We start from the raw sequence: 21,840 nt of genomic DNA, 5'->3' as shown, positions 1-21,840 counted from the left end.
GAAAGGGGCGAGCGTCAGCTCTCGGGGCGTTCCTCGGGAACGGGATCCGTGGCCTGCTCCGACGCGGTGGCCTTGGCGGTGCTGATCGCCGGGGTCGCGCCGTTGGCGCCGTTCGTCAGTGCGAGCTCCCGGGGGGAGAGCACCGGCGGGCGGGTGGAGGGCGTACGCCGGGAGGAACCGGTCCAGGCCGGCCGCGGCGGACGCTTGACGATGGGAGCGAAGATCTCGGCGATCTGCTCCTTGTTCAGCGTCTCCTTCTCCAGCAACTGGAGCACCAGCTGATCGAGGACGTCACGGTTCTCGACCAGGATCTCCCAGGCCTCGTTGTGCGCCGTCTCGATGAGCTTCTTGACCTCTTCGTCGACCAGCGCGGCGACCTCTTCCGAGTAGTCACGCGGGTGCGACATCTCGCGGCCGAGGAACGGCTCGGTGTTGTCGCCACCGAACTTGATGGCGCCGAGACGCTCGGTCATGCCGTACTGGGTGACCATCGCGCGGGCCGTTGCCGTGGCCTTCTCGATGTCGTTCGCGGCGCCGGTGGTCGGGTCGTGGAAGACCAGTTCCTCGGCAGCGCGGCCGCCCAGCATGTAGGCGAGCTGGTCGAGCATCTCATTGCGGGTGGTCGAGTACTTGTCCTCGTCCGGCAGGACCATGGTGTAGCCCAGAGCACGGCCTCGGGAGAGGATCGTGATCTTGTGGACCGGGTCGGAGTTCGGGGAAGCCGCCGCGACCAGGGCGTGTCCGCCCTCGTGGTACGCGGTGATCTTCTTCTCCTTGTCCGACATGATCCGGGTCCGCTTCTGCGGGCCCGCCACCACACGGTCGATCGCCTCGTCGAGCATCGAGTTGTCGATCAGCTTCTTGTCGCTGCGGGCGGTGAGCAGGGCGGCCTCGTTGAGGACGTTGCTCAGGTCCGCACCGGTGAAGCCCGGCGTGCGACGCGCGACGGCCGACAGGTCGACGTCGGGCGCGACCGGCTTGCCCTTCTGGTGGACCTTGAGGATCTCCAGACGGCCCTGCATGTCCGGGCGGTCGACCGCGATCTGGCGGTCGAAGCGGCCGGGGCGCAGGAGAGCCGGGTCGAGGATGTCGGGCCGGTTCGTCGCGGCGATGAGGATCACGCCGCCCTTGACGTCGAAGCCGTCCATCTCGACGAGCAGCTGGTTCAGCGTCTGCTCGCGCTCGTCGTGACCGCCGCCGAGGCCGGCGCCGCGATGGCGGCCGACCGCGTCGATCTCGTCGACGAAGACGATCGCCGGGGCGTTCGCCTTGGCCTGCTCGAACAGGTCACGGACTCGGGAGGCACCGACACCGACGAACATCTCGACGAAGTCGGAACCGGAGATCGAGTAGAACGGCACGCCGGCCTCGCCCGCGACGGCGCGCGCGAGCAGGGTCTTGCCGGTGCCGGGGGGGCCGTACAGCAGTACGCCCTTGGGGATCTTGGCCCCGACCGCCTGGAACTTCGCCGGTTCCTGGAGGAACTCCTTGATCTCGTGGAGCTCCTCGACGGCCTCGTCCGAGCCGGCGACGTCCGAGAACGTCGTCTTCGGGGTGTCCTTGGTGATGAGCTTCGCCTTGGACTTCCCGAAGTTCATGACCCGGGAGCCGCCGCCCTGCATCTGATTCATCAGGAACAGGAAGACGACCACGATGAGGACGAAGGGGAGCAGGGAGAGCAGGATCCCGACGAAGGCGTTCTGCTTCGTCGGAGAGACGGTGTACCCGTCGGGGATCTGCTTGTCCTGGAACTTGGTCTGCAGCGTGTTGGCGATGGTCACGCCCTGGTCGCCGATGTAGCTCGCCTGGATCTTCGAGCTGCCCTCGACCTTTTCGCCGTCCTTGAGCTCGACCTTGATGGTCTGCTCGTCGCCGGTGGTCAGCTTGGCTTGTTCGACCTTGTTGTCATTGATCGCCTGGACGACCTGGCCGGTGTCCACCGTCTTGTAGCCGCCGGACGAGCCGACGACCTGCATCAACACGACCACGGCAAGGACGGCCAGCACGATCCACATGACCGGCCCACGGAAGTATCGCTTCACGTCCATCCATACGGAGCGGTGTCGCCCCGTCCCTCCTGCCATAGTGAGTTTGATAAGACAGTTCTTCTGACGGTACCCCAGCATTGTGGACCGAAGCCGCACAGGAGTGGCTGACGAACCCGTCTGCTCCCTCCAACGGCGCGAAACCCGCTGGGGTTCCCGATCGTCTTACAGGGCTTGGGCTATCTGGCTCAGCCGCCGTAGACGTGGGGCGCGAGCGTACCCACGAACGGGAGGTTGCGGTACTTCTCGGCGTAGTCGAGACCGTAACCGACGACGAACTCGTTGGGGATGTCGAAGCCGACCCACTCGACGTCGATGGCGACCTTGGCGGCGTCCGGCTTGCGCAGCAGGGTGCACACCTTGAGCGACTCCGGCTCGCGCGAGCCCAGGTTCGACAGCAGCCAGGACAGGGTCAGGCCGGAGTCGATGATGTCCTCGACGATCAGGACGTGCCGGCCCTTGATGTCGGTGTCGAGGTCCTTGAGGATCCGCACCACACCGGAGGACTGGGTGCCCGCGCCGTAGGACGACACGGCCATCCAGTCCATGGTGACGGGGGTGGACAGCGCCCGGGCGAGGTCGGCCATGACCATCACCGCGCCCTTGAGGACGCCGACGATCAGGAGGTCCTTGCCCGCGTACTCCGCGTCGATCTTCGCGGCGAGCTCCACGAGCTTCGCGTCGATCTCTTCCTTGGTGATGAGTACCTCTTTGAGGTCGGCACCCATGTCTTTCGCGTCCACCCGCATCACTTTCGGTCGTCCCACCAGCGCCGCCCGTCGCCCCCCGCAGGAGGCAGGGAGTCAGCCTTGCCGAATCACCAGTCTGCCACCCTGCCGCTGGGCGACGACCTTGCCCGGGAGATTGATGACTCCCTGGCCGCGCCAGCCGGTGATCAGCCGGTCGACTTCCTCGATGTGGCGGGCGAACAGCGATCCGGCCGGGGCGCCCGCCTCGATGGCCGCCCGGCGCAGGATGCGGCGGCGTACGGCGGGCGGCAGCGCGTAGAGCTTGGCGCACTCCAGGAGGCCGGCGGCGTCGCGTACGGACGCCTCGGCCTGGCGGGCCCAGCTGTCGAGGGCGTCGGCGTCGTCGCGGGAGAGCTGGGCCGTACGGGCGAGGGCCTCGACGACTCCTTTGCCGAGGGCCTTCTCCAGGGCGGGCAGGCCTTCATGGCGCAGCCGGGAGCGCGTGTAGGCGGGGTCGGTGTTGTGCGGGTCGTCCCACACGGGCAGCGACTGGACCATGCAGGCCTTGCGGGCGGTCTGCCGGTCGAGCTCCAGGAAGGGGCGGCGGTAACGGCCGTCGGCCCCCGAGACCGCGGCCATCCCGGACAGCGAGCGGATGCCGGAGCCGCGGGCGAGGCCGAGCAGGACGGTTTCGGCCTGGTCGTCGCGGGTGTGGCCGAGCAGGACGGCGATCGCGCCATGGCGTTCGGCCGCGGCGTCGAGGGCGGCGTAGCGGGCGTCCCGCGCGGCGGCCTCGGGTCCGCCTTCGCGGCCGACGCTCACGGCGGTGGACTCGACGGGATCCAGGCCGAGTTCGCGCAGCCTGAGGACGACTTCCTCGGCGCGCAGGTCGGAGCCGGGCTGGAGGCCGTGGTCGACGGTGATGCCGCCGGCGCGGATGCCGAGCTTGGGAGCCTCGAAGGCGAGGGCGGAGGCGAGGCCCATGGAGTCGGCACCGCCGGAGCAGGCCACGAGCACGAGCGGCGACGGCGGGCGCTGCCCGGCGGGAGCATGATGGGCGTCAGAGGCGTGATGGTCGTTGAGGAGGTCGTGGAGGACGCGGCGGACCGCCAGGCGTATCGCCGCGACCGCAGGATGGGGACCCATGTCCGGTTCCCTTCATGAAGTTTTCGGGGGGTGAGCCCGAGGTTCGGTCACTCAGAGTGTGTAGATGGTGACAGAACCGGGGCGTTCCCCGAGCATTGCACGCCTACCCATCGCTCACGGTCCCTCGGACGGGTGATTGAAGGGGCGTTCGCCTGCCGTCGGCCGGATTCCTCTCACGACGTCCGTACGCGGTTCACGACTCGGCCTTGCGGTGCACCCGCGCGACCCAGTCCGCCGGTTTGGCGATCTCCGTCTTGGTCGGGAGTGTGTTCGGGGAGGTCCACACGCGGTTGAAGCCGTCCATGCCGACCTGGTCGACGACGGCCCGCACGAAGCGTTCGCCGTCGCGGTACTGCCGGAGCTTGGCGTCCAGGCCGAGCAGCTTGCGCAGGGCCATGTCCAGGCGGGACGCGCCCTTGGCCCGCCGTTGCTGGAACTTCTCGCGGATCTCGGCGACGCTCGGCACGACGGCCGGGCCCACTCCGTCCATGACGAAGTCGGCGTGGCCCTCCAGGAGGGACATCACGGCGGTGAGGCGGCCGAGGATCTCCCGCTGGGCCGGCGTCTGCACGATCTCCACGAGCGAGCGCCCGCCGTCGTCCTCGTCCTCGCCCTCGGGCCGTCCGCCGGCGAGCGACTGGGCGGCCTCCCGGATGCGCTCCAGGACCGTCATGGGGTCGACCTCGGTCTCCCCCAGGAACGACTGGATTTCGCCCTCCAGGTGGTCGCGCAGCCAGGGCACGCCCGTGAACTGGGTGCGGTGCGTCTCCTCGTGCAGACACACCCACAGGCGGAAGTCGTGGGGCTGGACGTCGAGTTCGCGCTCCACGTGGACGATGTTCGGGGCGACCAGGAGGAGTCGGCCGCCGCCGTTCTCGCCCGCCGGGAGTTCGCGGGTGGCCGGGGCGAAGGTCTCGTACTGGCCGAGGACGCGGGACGACAGGAACGACAGGAGCATTCCGAGTTCGACGCCGGTCACCTTGCCGCCGACGGCGCCGAGGACCGCGCCGCCGGGGGTGTTGCCGCGCCGCTCCTGCATCTTCTCCAGGAGCGGTTTGAGGATCTCCCGGAACCCGGCGACGTTCGCCCGGACCCAGCCGGGACGGTCGACGACGAGGACGGGTGTGTCGTGGACGCCTTCCGTCCCCATCCGGGTGAAGCCGCGGACGTGTTCCTCCGAGGCCTTGGCGTGCCGGCGCAGTTCCGCGACGACGGCCCGGGCCTCGTCGCGGCTCACGTCGGGGCCCGGCCGTACCAGTCGGGTCGCGGTCGCCACCGCGAGATTCCAGTCGACCATCTCGGCACCACCGATGCTCGTCATGCGTCAACCGTACGTGAGCGCTCCCGCTTGGGGCAGGCCGCGCGGGCGGGGAAGCGGACGCCGGGTCAGCCGCAGCCGCAGGCGGCCAGCGCCGAGGCCGTGCGGTCCAGTGCGCTCTGCGCCGCTCCCGGGTCCGTCGTGTCCGAGGCCAGGAAGGCGAAGGCCAGCAGCCGGCCGTCCCGGTCGACGACCGTCCCCGCCAGGGTGTTCACCCCGGTCAACGTGCCCGTCTTCGCCCGTACGACGCCTGCCGCGCCGTCGGTGTAACGGCTGCTCAGAGTGCCGGTGAAACCGGCCACCGGGAGGCCGCTGAGGACCGGGCGCAATTCCGGGTGGGCCGGGTCGCCCGCCTTCACCAGGAGGGATGTCAGCAGGTTCGCCGTGAGCCGGTCGGCGCGGTCGAGTCCGCTGCCGTCGTGGAAGTCGGCGCCGGCGAGCGGGAGTCCGAGTTTCCTGAGCCGGTCGCGGATGGCGTCACCGCCGCCCTCGAAGTCGGCGCGCTGCTTGTCCGCCACGGCGGTCTGGCGGGCGAGCGCCTCGGCGATGTCGTTGTCGCTGTTGGTCAGCATGCGTTCGACCAGGGCGGACAGGGGCGGTGAGGAGACCTCGGCGAGGTCCTGGGCGCGGCCGGTCGCCTTGGAGGGGCCGGGGGACGTCGTCCTGATGCCGTCGTCCGCGAGGAACCGCGCGAACGTGCGGGTCGCGTCCGTCGCCGGGTCGCTCACGCGCGCGACGGGGCCGCTCGCGGAGTCGTCGGTGCGGGCCTCGTCCACCATCAGGGCGCTGACCGGGGCCAGGTTGTCGTTGACCCCGATCGGGTGGATCTCGGTGCCCGCGTAGAGGGTCTTGTCGTAGGAGAGCGTGACGGTCGTGATGTGCCGCTTCTTGAGGGCGGCGGCGGTCTCCCGGGCCAGTTCGCGCAGGCTGGCCCAGCCTCCCCCGTCGTCCGCGCGGGCGGTGAGCGTGGGGTCGCCGCCGCCGACGAGGACGAGTTCCCCGGTGTCGGGTTCCAGCATCGCGCGCGTGGTGAGGCGGTGGTCGGCGCCGAGGGCGGACAGGGCGGCGACGGCGGTGGCGATCTTCGTGGTGGAGGCGGGGGTCAGCGCCGTGTCGGCGCCCGTGCCGTAGAGCCGCTTGCCGTCGGCGACGTCCACGACGACGGCCGTGCGGCGGGTGCCGAGGGCCGTGTTGCCGAGGAGCGGCCCCAGGACGTCGGCGAGGGCCTTGCCGGTCGGCGCGGACTTCACGGTGACGACGGCCGGGCCCAGGCCGGTGAGGACGGACGCGGCGCTCGGGGCGGGACGCGGGGCCGTGGCCGACGTACCGGAATCACCGCCGTGATCTGCGCCACCCGGTTGCTCCAGTGCGACCGCCCGGTCCCGCTCGGCCGTACGCTGACCCGAGGAGTCCCACGGACCGGCGGCGGTCGCCACGGTGGCGGCCAGCGCCAGACCGGCGCCGGCGGCACCGGCGGTGTACTGCCAGGTCTTGGCGGACTTCGGCCTGCCCACCCCGGCAAGCCGTGTGACCTGCGGTTTCACAGCTTCGGCGGTCCGAGCGAGATACGGCCGTACGGTGTCCGTGGCCCGGGTCAGTCCTGGTCGTACGGCGTCCGCGGCGCGTGCCAGACGCGGTCGTACGGCGTTCGCGATCCGCGTCACCCGCGGTCCCGCGGCCCGCCAAGGCCTCAGTTCAGGCACGACCAACAGCCCCTTTCGCGATCACACACCTGCGTGAGGGACACTTAACCACCAGAACTATGTGTTGATCATGGAGGAGTCACCGGTGGAGTTCGACGTCACGATCGAGATCCCGAAGGGTTCGCGGAACAAGTACGAGGTGGACCACGAGACCGGTCGGATCCGCCTGGACCGTCGACTCTTCACCTCGACCGCCTACCCGACCGACTACGGCTTCGTCGAGAACACCCTCGGCGAGGACGGCGACCCGCTGGACGCGCTGGTCATTCTTGACGAGCCGACGTTCCCGGGCTGCCTCATCAAGTGCCGTGCGATCGGCATGTTCCGCATGACGGACGAGGCGGGCGGCGACGACAAGCTGCTGTGCGTCCCGGCGACGGACCCGCGTGTCGAGCACCTGCGCGACATCCACCACGTCTCCGAGTTCGACCGCCTGGAGATCCAGCACTTCTTCGAGGTCTACAAGGACCTGGAGCCCGGCAAGTCCGTCGAGGGCGCCGACTGGGTCGGCCGTGTCGACGCGGAGGCCGAGATCGAGCGGTCCTACAAGCGCTTCAAGGACTCGGGCGGCCACTGAGCCTGTGTCACGGACGGGCCGCACGCGCACGCGTGCGGCCCGTCCGCATGCCCGCGCATACTGAGGCCTACGGAATGTGTCGTTCAGGGAGCGTTACTCAGTGACGGAGGCGGAGCACCGCAAGCCGCAGTCGGACGAGGCCAGGAGTTTCTACGACTCCGAGATCACGTCCGAGTTCACCCTTCCCCACGGGCTCGCCGTGCCGAGAACCGTCGTCGGCGGCGAGCCGGAGACCACGTCGGAGTTCGCGGTGCCGAAGGGACTGGACGTTCCGCAGCCGTCGGTGGCGGAGCCGGAGGGGTCGGCGTTCAGTACGCCCCGCACCTACAGCGCGAAGGACGCGCCGCCCGCGTTCACCCCGCCGGCCGGCATACCGGTGGTCAGTCTCACCAAGGACGTGCCCTGGCAGGACCGGATGCGCACGATGCTGCGGATGCCGGTGGCCGAGCGGCCCGCCCCGGAGCCGGCGCAGAAGACCGAGGACGACGCCGGCCCGGCCGTCCCGCGCGTGCTCGACCTGACCCTGCGGATCGGCGAGTTGCTGCTCGCGGGCGGTGAGGGCGCCGAGGACGTGGAGGCGGCGATGTTCGCCGTCTGCCGGTCCTACGGCCTGGACCGCTGCGAGCCCAACGTCACCTTCACACTGCTGTCGATCACATACCAGCCGTCGCTCGTGGACGACCCCGTGACGGCCTCCAGGACGGTGCGGCGGCGCGGTACCGACTACACGCGCCTCGCGGCCGTGTTCCAGCTCGTGGACGACCTCAGCGACCCCGAGACGGCCATCTCCCTGGAGGACGCCTACCGGCGGCTCGCGGAGATACGCCGCAACCGGCACCCGTATCCGACCTGGGTGCTCACCTCGGCGAGCGGGCTGCTCGCGGGCGCGGCCTCGATCCTGGTCGGCGGTGACCTGCTGGTGTTCGTCGCGGCCATGCTGGGCGCGATGCTCGGCGACCGGCTGGCGTGGCTGTGCGCGGGGCGGGGGCTGCCGGAGTTCTACCAGTTCACGGTCGCCGCGATGCCGCCCGCCGCGATCGGGATCGCGCTGACGCTGGCCCATGTGGACGTGAAGGCGTCCGCGGTCATCACCGGTGGGCTGTTCGCGCTGCTGCCCGGACGGGCGCTGGTGGCGGGCGTCCAGGACGGCCTGACCGGCTTCTACATCACCGCGTCGGCCCGGCTCCTGGAGGTCATGTACTTCTTCGTGGGCATCGTGGTGGGCGTGCTCGTGATGCTCTACGTCGGGGTGCAGCTGGGGGCGCATCTCAACCCCGACGAGGCGCTGTCGACGGTTTCGCGGCCGCTGTGGCAGATCGCGGCGTCGATGCTGCTGTCGCTGACGTTCGCGGTGCTGTTGCAGCAGGAACGATCCACCGTGCTGGCCGTCACACTGAACGGCGGTGTCGCGTGGTGTGTGTACGGCGCGATGCGCTACACCGGCGAGTTCTCCCCGGTCGCCTCCACCGCCGTGGCGGCGGGGCTGGTCGGGCTGTTCGGGCAGTTGCTGTCCCGGTACCGGTTCGCGTCCGCGCTGCCGTACACGACCGCGGCGATCGGGCCGCTGCTGCCGGGTTCCGCCACGTACTTCGGGTTGCTGTCGATCGCCGGGAGCCGGGTCGACGAAGGGCTGGTGTCCCTGTCGAAGGCGGCGGCTCTGGCCATGGCCATCGCCATCGGCGTCAACCTGGGATCCGAGATTTCCCGGCTGTTCCTGAGGGTCGGTTCCGCGGGGAAGCGGCGGGCCGCGAAGAGGACGCGAGGGTTCTGAGAGCCGGTGACCGCGGGCTCGTCGTGGTCGGCCGCACTGTTCCCCGCGCCCCTTGAGAGTCTCAGTAGCCCTCGTTGTAGGGGTACTGCTGGTTCTGCTGCCCGTACTGCTGCTGGTTGCCGTATCCCTGGGGGTACTGCTGGGCGTAGGGCTGCTGCTGGCCGTAGTACTGCTGAGGCGGCTGCTGCTCGTCGTTCGACGGGATGCGGCGGAGCTGGGTCGTCGCGTCGTCCATGGGCTGGTACGGCTGCTGGGGCGGGGCCTGGGCCGCGGCCTTCTTCTTCTTGGAGCGCTCACGCAGGTACTCGATGAGGATCGGGACCACCGAGACCAGGACGATCAGGACGAGGATCGCCTCGACGTTCTTCTTGATGATGTCGATCTGGCCGAGCCAGTAGCCGGCGAGGGTGACGCCCGTGCCCCAGGCCACGCCGCCGATGAGGTTGTACGTCAGGAAGGTGCGGTACTTCATCCGGCCGGCGCCCGCCACGATGGGGGCGAAGGTCCGCACGATCGGCACGAAGCGGGCCAGGACGATGGCCTTGGGGCCGAACTTCTCCATGAACTCGTGGGCCTTCTCCAGGTTCTCCTGCTTGAAGAGCTTGGAGTTGGGGCGGCTGAAGAGCCTCGGCCCGAAGAACTTGCCGATCATGTAGCCCACCTGGTCGCCGAGGACGGCGGCCAGCACGATGAGCGCGCACACCAGCCACAGCGGCTGGCTGATGAAGTTCCCCTCTGCCACGAAGAGGCCCGCCGTGAACAGCAGGGAGTCGCCCGGCAGGAACGCGAAGAGGCCCGACTCGGCGAAGACGATCAGCAGGATGCCCGGGAGACTGAAGGTCTGGATCAGATAGTCGGGGCTGATCCACTCGGGGCCGAGCGCGAGCGTGGTCACGGGATTGTGGCTCCTGCGTGTGGGGATCGGGGCGGGGACTGGCTGCCTCAAGTATCAACGCAGCCATGGTGGCCCAGGTTCCATGGGCGTCCCCAGGATGCACTGTGCCCCGTCCGGGACAAAGCTGTGAGCCATGGGTATTGACGAATACGGCGGCGGCCAGGGGCCCCAGCCAGACGTGCTCGTGGTGACGACGAACGACGTGCCGGGCCACCGGGTCCAGGAGGTGCTGGGCGAGGTCTTCGGGCTGACCGTGCGCTCCCGGCACCTCGGCAGTCAGATCGGTGCCGGGCTGAAGTCGATGGTCGGCGGCGAGCTCAAGGGGCTCACGAAGACGCTGGTGCAGACCCGCAACCAGGCCATGGAACGGCTCGTCGAGCAGGCACGCGCGCGTGGCGCGAACGCCGTGCTGATGTTCCGCTTCGACGTGACGGAGGCGGCGGACCTCGGCACGGAGGTGTGCGCCTACGGCACGGCGGTGGTCCTGGCCCGGGAGTGACCCGTACGGGACCCCGGGCCAGGACGGTCACGAGGTGTGCCGGGCGGCGTTGGTGAGGATCGCGTCCTTGAGGTGCTCGGCCAGGCCCTCGCGCATCGAGTCGTAGTACGCCTTGAAACGCTCGTCGGAGACGTACATCTCGGCGAGACACGTGTGCATCTCGTACGGGCACTCGAAGTACCAGGTGCTGATGTGCCGACGGTGTTCCTCGGCCAGGTCCATGGCGCGTTCGCCGGTCGGGGGCTCACCGGCGGCCATCAGGGCCGTGTAGCGCTGCTCCCAGTCGTTCACCGCGGCGGTGATGCGCTTCCAGTCGTCCTTGGTGTAGCGGGCCGCGCGGCGCTGAGACTCGGCGTAGATGTCCGTGCCGCCCCACCGCTGTTCCGCCTCCTCGGCGTACTGCTCGGGGTCCTTGTCCCCGAACACCTCGAACCTCTCCTCCGGCGTGAGATCGATTCCCATCGTGCGTGCCTCCATGGCGTGCTCCACGGCCGCCGCCATCTTCTGCAGCTTCTCGATCCGGGCGGTCAGCAGCTCGTGCTGCCGGCGCAGGTGCGCGCGCGGGTCCGCGTCCGGGTCGTCGAGCAGGGCGGCGACCTCGTCGAGCGGGAAGCCGAGCTCGCGGTAGAACAGGATCTGCTGCAGCCGGTCGAGGTCGGCGTCGCTGTAGCGCCGGTGGCCCGCGTGGCTGCGTTCGCTGGGCACGAGCAGGCCGATGTCGTCGTAGTGGTGCAGTGTGCGCACCGTGACGCCGGCGAAGCCCGCGACCTGTCCCACGGAGTAGCTCACTTCGTCCGCTCCCTTCTCGGTACGCGCTCCACGGTGGTTCCTCACGCGACGTGAGGTGCAAGTCCGTAGGGACACCTCCGGATGTCCCGCCCGTTATGTCCGTTTATCGTGAGCTCGTGGCCCAGGACACCGCGCAGCAGGCATCCGCCGCCCCGGCGACCCCGGCGCGCGCCCTGCTGCCGTTGATCCTCCCCGCTCTCGTCGTCGGGGTGGCCGCGAGTCTGCTGTTCCTTGGGGTGAGCGCGGCAGCCGAGCAGCTCCAGCACGTGCTGTGGCGGAACCTGCCGGACGCGCTGGGGGTGGGCCGGTACTCCGTGCTGTGGATGCTGGTCATGCTCACCGCGACCGGGGTGGCCGTGGGTCTGGTGGTGTGGAAGGCGCCCGGGCACGCCGGTCCCGATCCGGCGACCACCGGGCTGGACGCGCCCGTGCTGCCGCCCGCCGTGCTGCCGGGGCTCCTCCTGGCGACCGCGCTGATGCTCGCGGGCGGGCCGAGCCTGGGGCCCGAGAACCCGATCATCGCGGTGAACGTGGGGCTCGCCTTCTGGCTGGGGCGCAGGCTGATCCCGCGGATGCCGGGCGCAGTGTGGCCGGTGCTGGCGGAAGCGGCGACGATCGGCGCGCTGTTCGGGACGCCGGTGGCGGCGGCGCTGGTGATCTCCGAGGCACTGGCCGGCCGGCAGCTCAAGGGTGCTCTGTGGGACAACGTCTTCGGCCCGTTGGTGGCGGCCACGGCCGGCTCCTTGACGACCACTCTGGTGGCCGAGCCGAGTTTCGACCTGCATCTGCCCGCGTTCGGGCTGCCCGGCTGGGGCGACCTGCTGGCGATGCTGGTGATCGCGTCGGCCGCCGCCCTGCTCGGCATGGCGGCCGTGCTCGCCCTCCCGTACGTCCACGGAGCCTTCGCGCGGTTGCGGCACCCGATGCTGATGCTGCCGGTGGGCGGGCTCGTCCTGGGGCTGCTGGCGGCCGTGGGCGGCCATCTGACGCTCTTCAAAGGGCTCGAGGAGACCGGGGAGCTGGCTGCCGATCCCGACGGCTGGTCGGCCGGGCAGTTCGCCACCATGACGGTCGTGAAGCTGGCCGCGCTGCTCGTCGCCACCTCCTGCGGCTTCCGGGGCGGGCGGATCTTCCCGGCCGTGTTCGTGGGCGTCGCCTTCGGGCTGTGCGCGCACGCGCTCGTGGACGCCGTGCACCCGGCCGTCGGCGTGGCGGCCGGAGTGCTGGGCGTGTTGCTCGCCATCACCCGACAGGCCTGGGTGAGTCTGTTCGTCGCCGCCGTGCTGGTGGCCTCGCCCACGATCCTCGCGCTGCTGTGCATCGGCTCCCTCGCGGCCTGGCTGCTGGTGACGGGGCGGCCGCAGATGCAGTTGCGCGAGGACGGAACCCCCGTCCGCTGACCCACGTTGATCCCTTCAGGAGGCACGCCCATGCCACTGCACAAAGGACCCGAGAAGCCCGACGAGCGCCCGTTGTCCGTCAATCCCTTCTACGGCGAGGCCGATCCGGTCGGCGGCATGACCGAGGCCCCGCCCAAGCACCGGCTCCCCACCGCTCCCCTGCCGCCGTCGACCGCCTACCAGGTGGTCCACGACGAGCTGATGCTCGACGGCAACTCCCGGCTGAACCTCGCCACCTTCGTCACGACCTGGATGGAACCGCAGGCCGGGGTCCTGATGGGTGAGTGCCGGGACAAGAACATGATCGACAAGGACGAGTACCCGCGCACCGCCGAGCTGGAGCGCCGCTGTGTGGCGATGCTCGCCGACCTGTGGAACGCGCCGGATCCCTCGGCGGCGGTGGGCTGTTCGACGACCGGATCCAGTGAGGCGTGCATGCTCGCGGGCATGGCCCTGAAGCGGCGCTGGGCGCAGCGCAACGCCGACCGGTACCCGGGTGCGCGACCCAACCTGGTCATGGGGGTCAACGTCCAGGTCTGCTGGGACAAGTTCTGCAACTTCTGGGAGGTCGAGGCCCGTCTGGTGCCCATGGAGGGCGACCGTTTCCACCTCGACCCGCAGGCCGCCGCCGAGCTGTGCGACGAGAACACCATCGGGGTCGTCGGCATCCTCGGCTCCACCTTCGACGGCTCCTACGAGCCCATCGCGGACCTCTGCTCGGCTCTGGACGCCCTCCAGGAGCGCACCGGTCTGGACATCCCCGTGCACGTCGACGGGGCGTCCGGTGCCATGGTCGCGCCCTTCCTCGACGAGGACCTGGTGTGGGACTTCCGGCTGCCCAGGGTCGCCTCGATCAACACCTCCGGGCACAAGTACGGGCTGGTCTATCCCGGGGTCGGCTGGGCGCTGTGGCGGGACAAGGAGGCCCTGCCCGAGGAGCTCGTGTTCCGCGTGAACTACCTGGGCGGCGACATGCCGACCTTCGCACTGAACTTCTCCCGCCCCGGCGCCCAGGTCGTCGCGCAGTACTACACCTTCCTGCGCCTGGGCCGCGAGGGCTACCGGGCCGTGCAGCAGTCCACGCGGGACGTGGCCCGGAGCGTCGCCGACCGCGTGGAGGCGCTCGGCGACTTCCGGCTGCTGACCCGCGGCGACGAACTCCCTGTGTTCGCGTTCACGACGGCCCCGGACATCCAGGCGTACGACGTCTTCGACGTCTCCCGGCGGCTGCGCGAGCGGGGCTGGCTCGTGCCGGCGTACACCTTCCCGCCCAACAGGGAGGACCTGTCGGTACTGCGGGTGGTGTGCCGCAACGGCTTCTCGGCCGACCTCGCCGAGCTGTTCGTGGAGGACCTGGAGCAGTTGCTGCCCGAACTGCGCGCGCAGTCCCACCCGTTCACCAGGAACAAGGGCGCGGCGACCGGCTTCCATCACTAGGACCCCGGGCCCACGGCGGATGCGGCAACGCCGCTGGTGCCCCGGGACCAACCGGCCCTAGCGGCTCAGCCTGGCGAACCTGCGGACCGCCGACGGAAAGAAGACCGCCAGCAACACCACCGGCCACACCACCGCCGCCCACACGTGCCCCGGTTCGCCGCCCGGGCCGCCCACCAGGTCCCGGACCGCCGTTGCCGTCTGGGACATGGGGTTCCAGTCGACGGCCGTGCCCAGCCAGCCGGGCATGGAGTCGGGGGTTGCGAACGCGTTGGACAGGAAGCCGACCGGCCAGACCAGGATCTGCACGGCCTGCACCATCTCCGGCTTCCCGGCGACCATCGCCAAGTGGATGCCGATCCAGAGCATCGCGAAGCGGAAGAGCAGCAACAGGCCCACCGCGGCCAGGAGTCCGCCGGCGCCCCCGTGGACCCGCCACCCGATCGCGTACCCGACGCCGATCATTGCGGCCAGGCTCAGCACGGACTGGAGCATGTCGGCGGCCGAACGGCCCACCAGGACCGCCCCGTTGGCCATCGGCATGGACCGGAATCGGTCGATCACGCCCTTGTTGAGATCCTGGGTGACGGCGATCATGGTCGCCTCCAGCCCGAACGCCATGGTCAGCGCGAGCATCCCCGGGACCAGATAGTCGACGTACTCCCCCTGGACGCCCCGGCCGCCGCCGACGAGATAGCCGAACATCAGCAGCAGCATCACGGGGAACACCAGCCCGACCAGGACCCGCACCGGCTGCCGTGCCCAGTGGGCGAGTTCACGCCGGGTCATGGTCCAGGAATCGGTCAGTGCGTATGTGCTCACGCGGCCTCCTTCACTCGGCGGTCGTCACCGGTGAGGTGCAGGAACACCTCGTCCAACGTGGGCCGGCGCAGGACCACGTCCTCCGCCTCGATACCGGCCACCTCCAGGGCCCGTACGACACCGGAGAGCGCCGCCATCCGGTCGGTGACCGGGGCGCTGAGCAGCCGGCGGTCGGGGTCGACCGAGACCCCGGCTGCGTCGAGCGGCAACAGGGCGACGGCCGCGCCCAGTTGGCCCGCGTCCCGCAGGACCACGTCGATGCGGTCGCCCGCGGTGCGCGCCTTCAGCTCGTCCGGCGTGCCGTCGGCGACGACCCGGCCCCGGTCGACGAGGGAGATCCGGTCGGCGAGCTGGTCGGCCTCCTCCAGGTACTGCGTGGTCAGCAGGACCGTCGTACCGCCGCCGACCAGGGAGCGGACCGCGGCCCACACCTCGGCGCGGCCGCGCGGGTCGAGGCCGGTCGTGGGTTCGTCCAGGAACAGCACCTCCGGGTCGCGGATCAGGGAGGCCGCGAGGTCCAGGCGGCGCCGCATACCGCCGCTGTAGGCGCGGACCGGCTTGCGGCCGGTGTCGGCGAGGCCGAAGCGCTCCAGGAGTTCGGCTGCGCGCACACGCGCGTGGCGAGCGCCCAGGTGGTACAGACGGCCGAACATCTCCAGGTTCTGGCGGCCGCCGAGCTCCTCGTCGAGGGCCGCGTGCTGGCCGAGCAGGCCGATGCGCAGCCGTACGTCATAGGCATCGCGCTCCACGTCACGGCCGGCCACCTCGGCGCGGCCCTCGTCCGGGCGCAACAGGGTGGACAGGACGCGGACCAGGGTGGTCTTTCCCGCGCCGTTGGGGCCGAGCACGCCATGGACGCTGCCGCGCGCGACTCTCAGGTCGAGCCCGTCCAGGGCGGTCTTGTCGCCGTACCGCTTCCGCAGGCCTTCCGTGACGATCACGTCGGGCACGTCGGTCATCGGGCAACCTCCAGGATCACAACGTAGTCAAACTTGACTACCCTTCCAAAGTAACGCCATCGACCACACTCGTCAAACTTGATTAGCCGACGTCCCCGGGATGCCGTTCCCCCGTCGCGTACGGGTTCTCCTCGCCCTCGGCGAGGACACCGACGAACGGCTCGCCCTCCCCCGCGAAGGTGTACGCCCCGCCCTCGATGCGGGCGATGAGCCCCTGGGTCCACTCGGCCTCGGCGTCGGCCGTGTGGAGCCAGAGGTTCATGATCTCGCCGATGTGGCCGAGCTGTTCCGGACCGTCCTCGGGGACGTAGTGCTCCGTGACCGAGGACCGCCACGCCTCGATGCCGCGGATCCGCTCCTTGAGCAGCGCCACAGCCTCGGCGCGCGGCAGTTCGACGATGAAGCCGATGGCCGCCGACTTGACGTCCATCTTCTGGTCGTACGAGGTCAGCGCCTCGCGCACCAGCCGGAAGCACTCCTCGGTGCCGGCCTCGGTGATCTCGTACTCCGTGCGCGGCGGACCGCCCGCGGTGGACGGCGCCGTCTCGTGCTCGATCAGCAGCCCCTGTTTCGCCATCTGTTTCAGGGCGTGGTAGATCGAGCCGGGCTTGGCGTTGGACCACTCGTGCGCGCCCCAGTACTCCAGGTCGTTGCGCACCTGGTAGCCGTGGGCCCGCCCGTGCTGGCGGACCGCGCCGAGCACGAGAAGTCGGATCGCTGACATGCGGTCCAGGTTATGGCCTCACTTTTCGGCGAGCGCCACCAGCTCGAACGCGGTCTTCCCGTCGAGGGACTCGCGGATGATGTCGGCGTGCCCGGCGTGGCGGGCCGTCTCACGGATCAGGTGCAGCAGCACCCAGCGCACGGAGACCCGGCCCTCGGGCGGGAACCAGGGCTGGTCGGGGAGCGGGAAGGTGTCGTCGAGGCTCGGCACCGAGCGGGCGAACGCCTCCGTCTCGGCGGCCACCTTCTCCCAGTAAGCCAGCTGCGAGGCGACGGTCTCGTCGCCGACCAGGGCGAAACACTCGTGCCAGTTCGACTGGTCCCGCTGCACAGCCGGGTCCTCGCCCTTGGCGCGGGCGATCCAGCTCTGTTCGACCTCGGCGACGTGCTTGACCAGCCCGGCGAGGGAGAGCTCGCTCGCGCTGGGCCTGGCGGCGGCCTGCTCGTCCGTCAGTCCGAGCACCGACCGCCGGATCCCGCCGCGCTGCTCCTCCAGGAAGGCCAGAAGCGCCCCGCGCTCGTCGCCGTACTTCTCCGCGGGAACGTGAGTGACCATGACAGCCGCCTTTCGTCGGGCTCGGGGGCCTTCCCCGTCACCTACGAAGCTACGGCCCCTTCAGGACAGGTTCTGTCCTGAAGGGGCCGTGGCGGCGGTCGTTCTCGGCGGATCAGAGCGGATCAGAAGGGGAAGGCGCTCCGGCCGTGCTGGACCGAGATCCACTTGGTGGTGGTGAAGGAGTCCAGCATGGTGTCGCCGTTCAGGCGGCCGATGCCGGAGTGCTTCTCGCCGCCGAAGGGGACGATCGGCTCGTCGTGGACGGTGCCGTCGTTGACGTGGAACATGCCGGTGTCGATCTGCTTGGCGAAGGCGACACCGCGCTCGATGTTCGCCGTGTGGACGGCGCCGCTGAGGCCGTACGGGGTGTCGTTGACCAGGCGGACGGCTTCCTCCTCGCCGTCGAAGGTGACGAGGAGGGCGACCGGCCCGAAGAGCTCCTGCTTGAGCAGGGGCGAGTTCGCGGGCAGGTCCGTCAGGACGGAGGGCTCGACCAGGTTGTCCGTCCTGGTGCCGTGGATCAGCGCGGTCGCGCCCTCGGCGAGCGCCTGCTCGACGGCGCCCGAAATGGCCTCCGCTTGCGAGGAGTTGATGACCGGGCCGATGACCGTCTCGGGGTCGCGCGGGTCGCCGGCCTTCAGCGTCCGCACCTTGGCGACGAACTTCTCGGTGAACTCCTCGGCGACCGTACGGTCGACCAGGACGCGGTTGGCAGCCATGCAGACCTGGCCCTGGTGGACGTACCGGCTGAAGACGGCGGCGTCGACCGCGTAGTCGAGGTCGGCGTCGTCGAGGACCACCAGGGCGCTGTTGCCGCCGAGTTCGAGGACCGAGCGCTTGAAGTGCGAGGCGCAGACGGTGGCCACGTGGCGGCCGACCTTGTCGGAGCCGGTGAAGGAGATGACCTTCGGGACCGGGTGCTCGAGGAAGGCGTCGCCGATCTCGGCGATGTCGGTGATGACGACGTTGAGCAGACCGGCGGGCAGCCCCGCGTCCTCGAAGATCTTCGCGACCAGGGAGCCGCCGACGATCGGCGTGTTCTGGTGCGGCTTGAGGACGACGGCGTTGCCGAGTGCGAGCGCGGGGGCGACCGACTTGATCGACAGCAGGAAGGGGAAGTTGAAGGGGCTGATCACGCCCACGACGCCGACCGGCACGCGGTAGACGCGGTTCTCCTTGCCGTCCACCGGCGAGGGGAGGATCTTGCCCTCGGGGCGCAGCGACAGCTGGATCGCCTCGCGCAGGAACTCCTTGGCGAGGTGGAGTTCGAAGCCGGCCTTCAGGCGGGTGCCGCCGAGCTCCGCGATGATCGCCTCGGAGATCTCCCCCTCGCGCTCCTCGATCAGCCGGAGCGCCTTCTCGAACACCGCGCGGCGGGCGTAGGGGTTGGTCCCGGCCCACTTCTTCTGCGCACGGGCGGCGGCCCGGTACGCCTCGTCGACCTCATCGACCGTGGCTATCGTGATCGACGCGAGCTTCTCGTCGTCGTACGGGTTGAAGTCGATGATGTCCCAGGAGCCGGTGCCCGGGCGCCACTCACCGTCGATGTACTGCTGGGCCAGGTCGGTGAAGTACGACGACATGTGATCCCCAAATCACTAGCAGACACACGATCAACGTCACGGTCTGATCACACGTCATCGTACTTGCGGGATACGCCAGTTGGGCACGCTGAGCGAACTTCTGGGGAGAACCCTCGGGGGGTTGGTGGAGATCCCGCGCGCTCAGGAGAGCTGGAGGAGGCCGCGCAGCAGATCCCGGCTCTCGTCCGGGCCAGGGCTGTCCTGCTGGAGTTCCTTCATCGCCTTCTCGTACTGCGTGACGTCCTCGCGCTTGTCCAGGTAGAGCGCGCTGGTGAGCTGCTCCAGGTAGACGACGTCCGTCAGGTCGGACTCGGTGAAGCTGAGGATCGTGAAGGCGCCGCTCTCGCCGGAGTGCCCGCCGAAGCCGAACGGCATGATCTGCAGCCGGACGTTGGGACGTTCGGAGATGTCGATGAGGTGCTGGAGCTGTCCGCGCATCACCTGGCGGTCGCCGTACGGGCGGCGCAGGGACGCCTCGTCGAGCACCACATGGAACTCGGGACCGCCGTCGTCGGCCAGGTACTTCTGCCGCTCCAGGCGCAGCGCCACGCGCTTCTCGACGTCCGCCGCGCTCGCGCCCTTCATTCCGCGCCGCACCACTGCACGTGCATACGCCTCGGTCTGCAGCAGGCCGTGGATGAACTGGACCTCGTAGACGCGGATGAGGGAGGCCGCGCCCTCCAGACCCACATAGGTGGGGAACCAGCTCGGCAGGACGTCGGAGTAACTGTGCCACCAGCCCGCGACGTTGGCCTCGCGGGCGAGGGAGAGGAGCGAGGCCCGCTCCTGCTCGTCCGTGATGCCGTACAGCGTCAACAGGTCTTCCACGTCACGCGTCTTGAAGCTCACCCGGCCCAACTCCATCCGGCTGATCTTCGACTCGGACGCGCGGATCGAGTAGCCCGCCGCCTCGCGCGTGATGCCCCGGGCCTCACGCAGCCGCCTGAGTTGCGAGCCGAGCAGCATCCGCCGCACCACCGATCCGGGCTCTCCCGCGCTCACGTTCGCCAGCCTCCCCAACGTCTTCAGGGGCCGAAGTCTGCCACTAAAACACTCCGAGCAGTACTCGTCCGATTACAGATATGGAAAGAAGCCAAAGATTCTGCACAGTACCGAGACAGGTAGAGGGGAGGAAGAGGCAAGAACCTGTAGAGAAGATGGCGGAAAAAATGGCCAACAAGCGGTACGGGTAGGGCCAATTCGGTCACGTGCACGTGCATCTGCACCTTGCATCTGCATCGCTCATCCGAAACCATGGTCCCGCGCAACCGCTGCATCGCAACGACCGCGAGTTCCCGGGAGTGCCTCGCATGGGGATGAATGGATCGACCATGCTCGAGCCGTTACGGCAGGGCCTTCCGCCGCTGGATCCCGCGGCCGTGTCCGACGCCGCCTCCTGTTCCCTGCCCGCCCGCTACGAAGCGGTGGGCGACGCCCGGAGGTTCACTCGCAGAACGCTCGACCAGTGGGAACTGGGCGACCACTTCGACGACATCTGTCTCGTGGTTTCCGAACTGGTCACCAACGCGCTGCGGCACGCGGTGCCGGCGAACAGCGTGCACACCGTGGAGCACAATCCGCCCGTGCGGCTGCACTTGATGCGGTGGACCGGGCGACTGGTGTGCGCGGTGCGCGATCCCAGCCAGGAGAGTCCGGTCGCCCGCGATTCCGAGGACTTCTCGGCGGAGTCGGGGCGCGGACTGTTCCTCGTCGACTCGTTCAGCGACAGCTGGGGATGGCACCCGATGGCGGGAACACTGGGCGGCAAGCTGGTCTGGGCGCTGTTCCGGCTCCAGCCGCACGCCGGGCCGGCCGCGGGTTCCACCGAGTGATGCACCGCGACGCTTTACGAGGCCACGATTCTACGCGCGTTACACGCTGTACTGTGGCACTCACCCCCGGTCACCTGTAGGTGACCGGGGTCAGCCCGCTATCAGGTGGTCGAACTCGCCGTCCTTGATGCCGAGAAGCATCGCCTCGATCTCCGCGCGGGTGTAGACGAGCGCGGGGCCGTCCGGGAAGCGGGAGTTGCGAACGGCAACTCCGCCGTCCGGAAGGCGCGCGAACTCCACGCAGGAACCCTGCGAGTTGCTGTGCCGGCTCTTCTGCCAGGCCACCCCCCGCAGATCCGTGGCCGTCATGCCGTTGTACACGTCGAGGTCCACAGGTCGCTCCCCGGTGGTGCGGTGGCCCTTGTGGCCAGTGATGCAGTGGTCAACTGGTCCGGATCATAGCTCTGTTCACTTGCAGATGCATGAGCAGATGCACGTGCACGCGGGGTGTTCCCGTGGTTACAGATGTGACGCCCGGGGCGCTTGATACGTTCCATTGTGTGCCCCGGTGCCCGCATCACCTGTGTCCGCCCGCCCCCGTCCATGATCGTCCGGGCTTTCGGCCGAGCGGGACCGTCGGGATCGAATCCCTCGTGCACTAGGAAGAGACGCGTCCCGGGCCCTTCCTGTTCCACGTTCCATGTGACGGTCCGGTGCGCGGAGTTGGCCGGATCGGGGTCGGTCACCGGAGGCTTGGCGTCCGGTGCGGCAGTTCGGGCTCGGTGAGGGCACGCCAGACCTTGGCGGGCGGGGCCGTCTCCAGTCGGTTGATGCACTGCCGGTCGGAGCGCTGCCCGGATACCAGGCCGGCCTCGCTCAGCACCCTCAGGTGCTCGGACAGGCTCGGACGCCGCACGGCGAAGTGGCCGCCGGCCAGAGCCCGGACGGGGGCGCGGCCCACCATCACACAGCAGTTGCTGCACCTCACGGCGTACGGCGCTCGCGAGTGCGGCGAAGACGCGGTCCGGCCGGCCTGGGTGGTCTCGGTGGTCTCGGTGGTCCCGGGCTCGACTGCATGGTGCGGTCACGCCGTTCTTCCGGGCCGGGCCGGGCTCGAAGCCGCCCGTGCCCGGCCCGGAGAGCGGGTCAGGCCGAGGAC

20 protein-coding genes and 1 pseudogene are annotated in these 21,840 nt (G+C 69.6%); 6 read left to right on the top strand and 15 right to left on the bottom strand.

What is annotated here, in order from left to right:
- Positions 1-14: 14 nt before the first annotated feature.
- From ftsH to dacB, 5 genes are all read right to left on the bottom strand, one after another.
- Positions 15-2,048 (bottom strand): ATP-dependent zinc metalloprotease FtsH, encoded by a 2,034-nt coding sequence (ftsH, locus tag ACGFWE_RS28975; protein ID WP_352387908.1) that lies wholly within the window; start codon positions 2,046-2,048, stop codon positions 15-17.
- Between the two features lie 185 nt (positions 2,049-2,233).
- A complete protein-coding gene (hpt, locus tag ACGFWE_RS28970; protein ID WP_020122574.1) occupies positions 2,234-2,794 on the bottom strand; it encodes a hypoxanthine phosphoribosyltransferase in 561 nt (186 codons plus the stop codon).
- Between the two features lie 54 nt (positions 2,795-2,848).
- Positions 2,849-3,880, bottom strand: coding sequence for a tRNA lysidine(34) synthetase TilS (gene tilS / locus ACGFWE_RS28965; protein WP_352387906.1), 1,032 nt, complete (start codon positions 3,878-3,880; stop codon positions 2,849-2,851).
- 193 nt (positions 3,881-4,073) lie between these two features.
- Entirely contained in the window at positions 4,074-5,201 is a 1,128-nt protein-coding gene (locus ACGFWE_RS28960) for a zinc-dependent metalloprotease (protein WP_352387904.1), read from the bottom strand.
- Between the two features lie 65 nt (positions 5,202-5,266).
- Positions 5,267-6,907 (bottom strand): D-alanyl-D-alanine carboxypeptidase/D-alanyl-D-alanine-endopeptidase, encoded by a 1,641-nt coding sequence (gene dacB, locus ACGFWE_RS28955; protein ID WP_393602721.1) that lies wholly within the window; start codon positions 6,905-6,907, stop codon positions 5,267-5,269.
- 79 nt (positions 6,908-6,986) lie between these two features.
- Here dacB and ACGFWE_RS28950 point away from each other — a divergent pair, with 79 nt between their 5' ends.
- Both ACGFWE_RS28950 and ACGFWE_RS28945 read left to right on the top strand, forming a co-directional pair.
- Complete coding sequence (locus tag ACGFWE_RS28950) at positions 6,987-7,478, top strand: inorganic diphosphatase (protein WP_059209164.1); 492 nt, start codon at positions 6,987-6,989, stop codon at positions 7,476-7,478.
- 100 nt (positions 7,479-7,578) lie between these two features.
- The gene (locus tag ACGFWE_RS28945) at positions 7,579-9,249 is read left to right on the top strand and encodes a threonine/serine exporter family protein (protein WP_352387899.1); all 1,671 of its coding nucleotides are present in this window, start codon (positions 7,579-7,581) and stop codon (positions 9,247-9,249) included.
- Positions 9,250-9,310: 61 nt separating this feature from the next.
- Here the strand turns inward: ACGFWE_RS28945 and ACGFWE_RS28940 are convergent, their stop codons facing one another.
- Positions 9,311-10,144 carry a DedA family protein gene (locus ACGFWE_RS28940; protein ID WP_393602718.1) on the bottom strand — a complete coding sequence of 278 codons (834 nt, stop codon included), beginning with the start codon at positions 10,142-10,144 and terminating at the stop codon, positions 9,311-9,313.
- Positions 10,145-10,277: 133 nt separating this feature from the next.
- Here ACGFWE_RS28940 and ACGFWE_RS28935 point away from each other — a divergent pair, with 133 nt between their 5' ends.
- Positions 10,278-10,643 carry a YbjQ family protein gene (locus ACGFWE_RS28935; protein WP_352387895.1) on the top strand — a complete coding sequence of 122 codons (366 nt, stop codon included), beginning with the start codon at positions 10,278-10,280 and terminating at the stop codon, positions 10,641-10,643.
- A 27-nt stretch (positions 10,644-10,670) separates the two neighbouring features.
- Here the strand turns inward: ACGFWE_RS28935 and ACGFWE_RS28930 are convergent, their stop codons facing one another.
- Positions 10,671-11,432 carry a MerR family transcriptional regulator gene (locus ACGFWE_RS28930; RefSeq protein WP_352387893.1) on the bottom strand — a complete coding sequence of 254 codons (762 nt, stop codon included), beginning with the start codon at positions 11,430-11,432 and terminating at the stop codon, positions 10,671-10,673.
- A 116-nt stretch (positions 11,433-11,548) separates the two neighbouring features.
- Here ACGFWE_RS28930 and ACGFWE_RS28925 point away from each other — a divergent pair, with 116 nt between their 5' ends.
- Positions 11,549-12,832, top strand: a complete 1,284-nt coding sequence (locus ACGFWE_RS28925; RefSeq protein WP_393602716.1) for an ion channel protein — start codon at positions 11,549-11,551, stop codon at positions 12,830-12,832.
- A gap of 30 nt (positions 12,833-12,862) precedes the next feature.
- Positions 12,863-14,269, top strand: a complete 1,407-nt coding sequence (locus tag ACGFWE_RS28920; protein WP_393602715.1) for a glutamate decarboxylase — start codon at positions 12,863-12,865, stop codon at positions 14,267-14,269.
- Between the two features lie 57 nt (positions 14,270-14,326).
- On the opposite strand, the gene ACGFWE_RS28915 is transcribed toward ACGFWE_RS28920, so the two are convergent.
- From ACGFWE_RS28915 to ACGFWE_RS28890, 6 genes are all read right to left on the bottom strand, one after another.
- Entirely contained in the window at positions 14,327-15,088 is a 762-nt protein-coding gene (locus ACGFWE_RS28915; protein ID WP_352387887.1) for an ABC transporter permease, read from the bottom strand.
- Positions 15,085-16,047 carry an ATP-binding cassette domain-containing protein gene (locus ACGFWE_RS28910; RefSeq protein WP_393602714.1) on the bottom strand — a complete coding sequence of 321 codons (963 nt, stop codon included), beginning with the start codon at positions 16,045-16,047 and terminating at the stop codon, positions 15,085-15,087. Before ACGFWE_RS28910 ends, ACGFWE_RS28915 begins: the two co-directional genes overlap by 4 nt.
- A gap of 82 nt (positions 16,048-16,129) precedes the next feature.
- Positions 16,130-16,771, bottom strand: a complete 642-nt coding sequence (locus tag ACGFWE_RS28905; protein ID WP_352387883.1) for a PadR family transcriptional regulator — start codon at positions 16,769-16,771, stop codon at positions 16,130-16,132.
- Positions 16,772-16,789: 18 nt separating this feature from the next.
- Entirely contained in the window at positions 16,790-17,326 is a 537-nt protein-coding gene (locus ACGFWE_RS28900) for a DinB family protein (protein ID WP_352387881.1), read from the bottom strand.
- 122 nt (positions 17,327-17,448) lie between these two features.
- The gene (locus ACGFWE_RS28895; RefSeq protein WP_352387879.1) at positions 17,449-18,909 is read right to left on the bottom strand and encodes an aldehyde dehydrogenase family protein; all 1,461 of its coding nucleotides are present in this window, start codon (positions 18,907-18,909) and stop codon (positions 17,449-17,451) included.
- A 141-nt stretch (positions 18,910-19,050) separates the two neighbouring features.
- Positions 19,051-19,875, bottom strand: a complete 825-nt coding sequence (locus ACGFWE_RS28890) for a helix-turn-helix transcriptional regulator (protein WP_352388076.1) — start codon at positions 19,873-19,875, stop codon at positions 19,051-19,053.
- A 365-nt stretch (positions 19,876-20,240) separates the two neighbouring features.
- Here ACGFWE_RS28890 and ACGFWE_RS28885 point away from each other — a divergent pair, with 365 nt between their 5' ends.
- Positions 20,241-20,741, top strand: coding sequence for an ATP-binding protein (locus ACGFWE_RS28885; RefSeq protein WP_393602713.1), 501 nt, complete (start codon positions 20,241-20,243; stop codon positions 20,739-20,741).
- 90 nt (positions 20,742-20,831) lie between these two features.
- Here the strand turns inward: ACGFWE_RS28885 and ACGFWE_RS28880 are convergent, their stop codons facing one another.
- The gene (locus ACGFWE_RS28880; protein WP_031042736.1) at positions 20,832-21,074 is read right to left on the bottom strand and encodes a DUF397 domain-containing protein; all 243 of its coding nucleotides are present in this window, start codon (positions 21,072-21,074) and stop codon (positions 20,832-20,834) included.
- Positions 21,075-21,477: 403 nt separating this feature from the next.
- A pseudogene (locus ACGFWE_RS28875) lies at positions 21,478-21,706 on the bottom strand (ArsR/SmtB family transcription factor); the annotation flags it as partial.
- Between the last annotated feature and the right edge of the window lie 134 nt (positions 21,707-21,840).

The sequence above is a fragment of the Streptomyces sp. NPDC048523 genome, assembly GCF_043199815.1.
In the GTDB taxonomy this organism is placed as follows: Bacteria; Actinomycetota; Actinomycetes; order Streptomycetales; family Streptomycetaceae; genus Streptomyces.
Note: the sequence above shows the minus strand (reverse complement) of the source record. Positions and strands in the feature narration are given on the sequence as shown.

Excerpts from the sequence above, each read along its gene's own strand:
- ACGFWE_RS28960 (WP_352387904.1), bottom strand. The coding sequence starts at position 5,201 with ATGACGAGCATCGGTGGTGCCGAGATGGTCGACTGGAATCTCGCGGTG.
- ftsH (WP_352387908.1), bottom strand. The coding sequence starts at position 2,048 with ATGGACGTGAAGCGATACTTCCGTGGGCCGGTCATGTGGATCGTGCTG.
- ACGFWE_RS28885 (WP_393602713.1), top strand. The coding sequence starts at position 20,241 with ATGCTCGAGCCGTTACGGCAGGGCCTTCCGCCGCTGGATCCCGCGGCC.
- ACGFWE_RS28900 (WP_352387881.1), bottom strand. The coding sequence starts at position 17,326 with ATGGTCACTCACGTTCCCGCGGAGAAGTACGGCGACGAGCGCGGGGCG.
- ACGFWE_RS28890 (WP_352388076.1), bottom strand. The coding sequence starts at position 19,875 with ATGCTGCTCGGCTCGCAACTCAGGCGGCTGCGTGAGGCCCGGGGCATC.
- ACGFWE_RS28910 (WP_393602714.1), bottom strand. The coding sequence starts at position 16,047 with ATGACCGACGTGCCCGACGTGATCGTCACGGAAGGCCTGCGGAAGCGG.
- ACGFWE_RS28935 (WP_352387895.1), top strand. The coding sequence starts at position 10,278 with ATGGGTATTGACGAATACGGCGGCGGCCAGGGGCCCCAGCCAGACGTG.
- ACGFWE_RS28920 (WP_393602715.1), top strand. The coding sequence starts at position 12,863 with ATGCCACTGCACAAAGGACCCGAGAAGCCCGACGAGCGCCCGTTGTCC.
- hpt (WP_020122574.1), bottom strand. The coding sequence starts at position 2,794 with ATGCGGGTGGACGCGAAAGACATGGGTGCCGACCTCAAAGAGGTACTC.
- tilS (WP_352387906.1), bottom strand. The coding sequence starts at position 3,880 with ATGGGTCCCCATCCTGCGGTCGCGGCGATACGCCTGGCGGTCCGCCGC.
- ACGFWE_RS28905 (WP_352387883.1), bottom strand. The coding sequence starts at position 16,771 with ATGTCAGCGATCCGACTTCTCGTGCTCGGCGCGGTCCGCCAGCACGGG.
- ACGFWE_RS28895 (WP_352387879.1), bottom strand. The coding sequence starts at position 18,909 with ATGTCGTCGTACTTCACCGACCTGGCCCAGCAGTACATCGACGGTGAG.